This window comes from Rhodopila globiformis (assembly GCF_002937115.1).
Classification (GTDB): domain Bacteria; phylum Pseudomonadota; class Alphaproteobacteria; order Acetobacterales; family Acetobacteraceae; genus Rhodopila; species Rhodopila globiformis.
In genome coordinates this window covers 1-5,543 of the sequence record NZ_NHRY01000215.1, presented here as the reverse complement: position 1 = coordinate 5,543, position 5,543 = coordinate 1, and the positions used below count along the sequence as shown (strand labels likewise).

The following is a 5,543-nucleotide window of genomic DNA, read 5'->3' as shown; positions in this document are numbered from 1 at the left end:
CCCTCCCCCAACCGGAAACCAAATCCCCGTGTAGAGCGTTGCTCTTCCCGCGCAGTTCGAGCACCATCGATACTCAGCAAGCGAAGTCACGCCGGGCCCTCAAAAGCCCTGATCGCAGAAGCAAGATTCTGCCCCCGATGCGAAGCCGCGCCGCTGCGCGGGGACAACAGGAGGAACCGCGATGACCACGATCAATTTCGGCGACGAAGACCATGCGATGGCGTCCCTGACCGTCAGCTCGGATGTCGTCACGTTCGGTGACGGACAAGGCGACATCCTGCTGCTGAATGGTGACGGTAACACGGCCACGCTCGGCGCCGGCAACCAGGACATGGCCGCCGTGGGCGGAACCTCGAACACGGTCACGCTCGGCGATGGAGACCGGGACGCGGCAACCACGATGAACGGGTCCTTCAACCAGATCACGCTCGGCAACGGGAACGCCGACACGGCAATCGTGAGCGGCGGCTCCCACAATACGGTCACGCTGGGCAACGGGAACCAGGACTCGGCCGTTGTCAACGGCGGTCCCGACACCACCATCAGGCTCGGCGACGGCGCCGGCGACACGGCCGCCGTAAGTGGCAACGAGGAAAACGTCTATATCGGCAACGGAAATGCCGACGCGGTCACCGTCAGCGCGCTCAACACCTATATCTATGCCGGCAACGGACAGGGCGACACGCTGACCATAAACGGCGACCTGGACAGCGTGTTTGGCGGCCAGGCCAATGTTATCCGGTTGGCGAACGGAGGTGGCACGGGCATCCTCAATCTTCAGGGGTGCAGCCAGCCGCTGCTGTTCATGGGGTCCGGCACCCACGCCTACCTCACGGCGTGCACCGCCCCGGTGGTGTCCATCCGTTCCGCCGCCTCCGCCTCGGTCGTCGATCAATCGATCGGCATGCAGCTCGATCTTGGGCCGACGATCGGCTCGGTCGCTCTCGGCGATTTCGGCCGGGACCTGGCCCATGGCGTTATCGATCTCATCGGCGGCATCGGCGGATTTGCCACCACCGGCGCGGTGCTGGCCGCGCTGGCGCCGGATGGTTCCGGGGGGACGCTGGTGCCGTTCGGACCCGGTAGCGCTCTCGATATCCAGGCCGTCGCGCCAAGCGCATTGACAGCCGCCAACTTCAGGATCGGCTGACAGACCGCCGGCGGCCGCTCTGGCCACACGCGCGGCCGGCGCCCTGGCCGGCGCCGTCGCGCGGCTTCCGGGAAACGTTACGGCGCAGCCGGTGGCGCATCAGCGCCCGGCGCGGCATAATGGCTTGCCGATCACTCATTATTACGGTGACAAGATGAAGCGACGACGCCGGTTATTGCCGTTCGCGATGGCGGTTGGATCACTGTTGCCGGCGTCGTGGCCGTGCATGGCCCAGCTGAACCCGTTTGGCTCGAACCCGAACGTGGCGCTGCTGACCGACGAGGACTGGCGCCTGGTGTGGGAGGATACCGTCTCCCTGAACCGGACGCCGGATGCCGCGGCCGGGGAAACGCGGGCCTGGACCGACGCGACCTCGGGCAATTCGGGGAAACTGACCCTGACGCGCGTGTACCAATCGAACGGCACGACGTGCCATGCCGTGCGGTACGCGATTTCCTTCCCCGGGAAGCCGGTGCCGCAGGAGTACAACCTCGACTGGTGCCGCACCGCCGCCGGCCAGTGGAAGATCACCCCAAGAAACGAATGAGCCGCCGCGGCCGGCGCCGCGCGGAAAAAACCAGGGCAGTGAACGGCTCAACAGCCGCCGGCACGGCCGGCCGCCATCCTGCCGCCAGGGACGTTGCCAACCCGGACGTCCGAGGGCACAGGAGTTTCCCCCATGTTCCGTACCCATCCTTCGCGCTTCACCCGGATCGCGGTCCTCGCGCCGGCCGCCGTGCTGCTGTTCGCCGGCGCCGCGCTGGCCCAGGCGGTGCCGGTGTTCGACGATGCGCCGCCGATCGAACAGTTGCGCAACATCATGATTCCGGAATCGCATCCCGGCGCCAGCCGCTCGATCGTGCTGCCGAGGCCCGAGGCGGCGTCCTCCCCCGGCGTGCGGACAGTGTCCACCAGGACACCGCCGGCGCCCGTACGTCCGCCCGCCCGGGCCACGCCCGCGCCGGTTGTCCAGGCCGCCGCCACGCCGGAGCGCGATGCCGGGGACCAGTCCGGCGCTGTTGCCTTCCACGTCAATTTCGCCTTCGACTCCGCCATGCTGCCTGCCTCCGCCCGCGGCATGATCGCCATGATCGCCCAGTTGATGAAAGAGGCGCCGCAGATGAAGGTGCGCATCGAGGGCCACACCGACGCGAAAGGTTCTGCCCGCTACAACCTTGCTTTGTCCGAGCGCCGCGCCCTGTCGGTGGGCGAATACATCGTCAGCCAGGGCATCGAGCCCACGCGCCTCGAACTCGTCGGCAAGGGCATGTCGGAGCCGTTGACCGCCAACCCCTATGACGCGGCCAACCGGCGGGTGCAGTTCATGCGGACCAACTGAGCCACGCCGCCGGGCCTTCCGCCACCGCCGTGGAAGCGGGATAATCCTGCCGCTTGTTTGAACGGACGCCGCGCCTCCGGGCCTTGCAGCCGATCGGCGTGCGGCGCGACACAGGCTTTTTGGCTTCGGGTGGCGTCGGGCATGTGCAGAAGGCAGATCGTCGCGGCGGGCTGGATGGCGGCCATCCTGGTGCTGTCGGCGGCGATTGCGCTGACGGCAACCCGCCCCCCGTCCCCGCTCGCCGCCGCCGAGCGCCTGTTCGAAGCGGTGGCGTTCCGTTTCCTCGGCCCGCTGCGCCCGCCCGACCCGAACGTCGTCGTCATCGGCATCACCGAGGAGACGCTCGCGGCGTTTCCGTATCGCTCACCGATCGATCGCGGCTTCCTGGCGGATGTGGTCGATGCGTTGGCGCACAAGGGAGTCGCGGCCATCGGGCTGGACGTGGTGCTCGACCGTCCGACCGAGCCGGCGAAGGATGCGGCGTTGCAACGGGCGCTGCGCCGGACCGACGTTCCGGTGGTGGCGATCTCGGTCGCGCCGGACACGCCGATGGCGCCCGGGCGGCGGCGCTTCCTGAACCGATTCCTGGCCGGCGTGCGCACCGGCAACGCCAACCTCGTGCGCGACCGGTTCGACGACGTCGTCCGCGACCACCTGCCGGTGCATCCGCTGACCGGCCTGCCCAGCTTCCCCGCCGCCATCGCCGCCGCGCTCGACGTTCCGGTGCCGGACCGGCCGTTCCCGATCGACTGGCGGCGGAGCGGCCGCGGCCTGCACGCCGCGCCGGATGTCCCGGTCTATCCGGCCGAGGCCGTCGGCCTGCTGCCGGTGGCCTGGTTGAAGGGCAAGGTCGCGCTCATCGGCAGCCTGATCCCCGGCAGCGACGAGCACCGCACGCTCGCCTCGGCGTTCGGGCGGCCCAGCTTCGGGGTCGAGATCCACGCCCAGGTCGTTTCGCAACTGCTGCATCATCGCGCCGTACCGCACGCGGCGCTGCCGTGGCCGGAGATTGCCGTGACGACCGGCCTCGCGGCCGCCGGCGCGGTGCTGGGCGTGCTGCTGGCCGGCTATGCCGCGGCGGCGGCCCTCGCCGGCCTTGGGCTGATGTTCATCGCCGCCGTGCTGGCGGCGTATGCCGAAACCGGCGTGCTGGTTCCCGTCGTCGGGCCGGTGCTGGGGCTGACCCTGGCCGGCGGCACCGCCCGCGCCTGGCGCAGCGGCCTCGATCGGCGCGACCGCTCGGCCCTGCGCGCGCTGTTCTCCCGTTTCGTCAGCGAGCCGGTTGTGAACGAAATCATGAAGGACCGCGACCTGTTCCTGTCCGGGGGGCGGCCGGTGCCGCAGGAGCTGACGGCGACCGTGCTGTATGCCGACGTGGCCAACTTCACCACCATGTGCGAACAGATGAAACCAGCGCCGCTGGTGGAGTGGATCGACCGCTACATCGACGCCATGGCGGCGCAGATCATGGCGCATGACGGCGTGCTGCTGCGCTTCATCGGCGACGGCATCCTGGCGGTGTTCGGCGTCCCCATCCCGCGGCTGACCGAGGCCGCCATCACCCGCGACGCGCGGAACGCCGCGCGTTGCGCGCTGGCGATGGAGCGCGCGATGCAGGACCTGAACGTCCAGTGGCGCGCCGAAGGCCAGCCGATTGGCGGCCTGCGCGTCGGGCTGCACACCGGCCCGATGGTGGCCGGCAGCCTGGGCAAGGGCGCCCGCCTGGAATTCTGCCTGCTGGGCGACACCGCCAACACCGGCGCGCGGCTGGAGCAGCTTGGCAAGGAATACGCCGATCCCAGGCCCGACTACTGCACCATCGTCGTGGGCGAGCCGACGTGGCGCCGCCTGGACGGCGAGTTTCCAGGCATCCGCATCGGCGACGTCATGCTGCGGGGCCGGCAGGCGGCGATGGGCGCCTACCGTATCGATTCGGCGGCGGCCGAGCGCGCGGGCGCCTACAGCTCGGCCTGCGACAGGTCTTCCAGCGCCGTCTTGTCGCGGATTGTAATGAAACCATGATCGACGCTGAGGTATCCGGCGCGGGTCCAGTCAACGATATACTTGTTGATGCTTTCGCGGGAAATGCCGATCAGGTTGCCGATCTGCTGCTGCGACAGGCGAATGTCGAGGCGCAGGCCGCCCTTCTCCGGCCGGCCGAACGTTCCGGCCAGGCGCAGCAGGCCGCGCGCCACGCGTGACGGGGCGTCGCGCAGCAGCGCGTCCTCCAGCGCTTCGCTGGTCTGGCGCAGGCGCTGGCACAGCACGCCGATCAGCCGCGTCGGAATCTCGGGGTTGGCGCTCAGGAAGGGCATCAGCCGGGCGCGTTCCAGCACCAGCAGCTCGGTGTCCTCCATCGCCACGGCGTCGCCCGAGCGGGGCTGCCCGTCCAGCACGGCGATTTCGCCGAACAGGCCGCCGCGGTCGATGATGTTGAGCACGAGTTCCTTGCCGTCCGGGGAATAGGTGCAGATTTTCACCCGGCCGCTGACCACCGCCATCATGCTGGCGCCGGGATCGCCCTTCTGGAAGATCGTTGCGTTGGCGCGATGGCGCGCCAGGGTCGCGCTCGCGGCAAGGCGCGACAGTTCCTCGGCGCGCAGATGCCGGAGCAGGAAATGGCCTGCGAGAATTTCCTCGCGGTTCACGGCAGCCGCCACGGTTCCCTCCCAGGATGGGGATCGTGACGGCAAGAATCGGGCGTGGCGAGTCGCTTCGTCACGGCGGGAGCCGGACGCAAGCAAACGTGACTCGAAAAGGCGGAAATACTACTGTCAGCGGGCATATTAGTTGCGCCGATCACAGTAGGATCGCAACCCTCACGGCAAGCTCCGGTCCCCGGCAGGGCGCTTGTTCCGGGAAGCGGCGCTGGTGCAAGAAATACAAGTCATCGCCGGCATTCCAGATGCCGGCCCGATCCTGGATGGCGGCGCGCAGGTCCGGGTCATCCCCGGCGCACGGATCGCGGATGCACGACTGGCGGTGGAGGCCCTGCGATGATCACCCCACGCACGACACGCCTGGCAATTCTCCTGAGCGGCCTGCTGGCCGTGC

The 5,543-nt window shown here is 69.0% G+C and carries 6 protein-coding genes and 1 pseudogene; 6 read left to right on the top strand and 1 reads right to left on the bottom strand.

Going from position 1 to position 5,543, the window contains the following annotated elements; genetic code table 11:
- The first annotated feature begins 331 nt into the window (after positions 1-331).
- The 5 genes and pseudogenes from CCS01_RS19960 (at position 332) to CCS01_RS36170 (ending at position 4,511) form a co-directional block, all read left to right on the top strand.
- On the top strand, positions 332-1,150 hold the full coding sequence (locus CCS01_RS19960) for a hypothetical protein (protein WP_146101859.1): 819 nt from the start codon (positions 332-334) through the stop codon (positions 1,148-1,150).
- 226 nt (positions 1,151-1,376) lie between these two features.
- Positions 1,377-1,697, top strand: a complete 321-nt coding sequence (locus tag CCS01_RS19955; RefSeq protein WP_146101858.1) for a hypothetical protein — start codon at positions 1,377-1,379, stop codon at positions 1,695-1,697.
- 132 nt (positions 1,698-1,829) lie between these two features.
- The gene (locus tag CCS01_RS19950) at positions 1,830-2,489 is read left to right on the top strand and encodes an OmpA family protein (protein ID WP_104520524.1); all 660 of its coding nucleotides are present in this window, start codon (positions 1,830-1,832) and stop codon (positions 2,487-2,489) included.
- Positions 2,490-2,630: 141 nt separating this feature from the next.
- Positions 2,631-3,518, top strand: a pseudogene (locus CCS01_RS36175) (CHASE2 domain-containing protein); the annotation flags it as partial.
- Between the two features lie 75 nt (positions 3,519-3,593).
- Positions 3,594-4,511, top strand: a complete 918-nt coding sequence (locus CCS01_RS36170) for an adenylate/guanylate cyclase domain-containing protein (protein ID WP_408887498.1) — start codon at positions 3,594-3,596, stop codon at positions 4,509-4,511.
- Here the strand turns inward: CCS01_RS36170 and CCS01_RS19940 are convergent.
- Complete coding sequence (locus tag CCS01_RS19940; protein ID WP_158258505.1) at positions 4,448-5,149, bottom strand: Crp/Fnr family transcriptional regulator; 702 nt, start codon at positions 5,147-5,149, stop codon at positions 4,448-4,450. The genes CCS01_RS36170 and CCS01_RS19940 overlap by 64 nt on opposite strands.
- Before the next feature lie 211 nt (positions 5,150-5,360).
- Between CCS01_RS19940 and CCS01_RS35760 the strand changes: the two genes are divergently transcribed.
- Positions 5,361-5,489 (top strand): hypothetical protein, encoded by a 129-nt coding sequence (locus CCS01_RS35760; RefSeq protein WP_275112940.1) that lies wholly within the window; start codon positions 5,361-5,363, stop codon positions 5,487-5,489.
- The last annotated feature ends 54 nt before the right edge of the window (positions 5,490-5,543 follow it).

Bases quoted from the DNA above. Each gene is read 5' to 3' on its own strand.
- CCS01_RS19960 (WP_146101859.1), top strand. From the start codon at position 332: ATGGCCGCCGTGGGCGGAACCTCGAACACGGTCACGCTCGGCGATGGA.
- CCS01_RS19955 (WP_146101858.1), top strand. From the start codon at position 1,377: ATGGCCCAGCTGAACCCGTTTGGCTCGAACCCGAACGTGGCGCTGCTG.
- CCS01_RS19950 (WP_104520524.1), top strand. From the start codon at position 1,830: ATGTTCCGTACCCATCCTTCGCGCTTCACCCGGATCGCGGTCCTCGCG.
- CCS01_RS36170 (WP_408887498.1), top strand. From the start codon at position 3,594: ATGTTCATCGCCGCCGTGCTGGCGGCGTATGCCGAAACCGGCGTGCTG.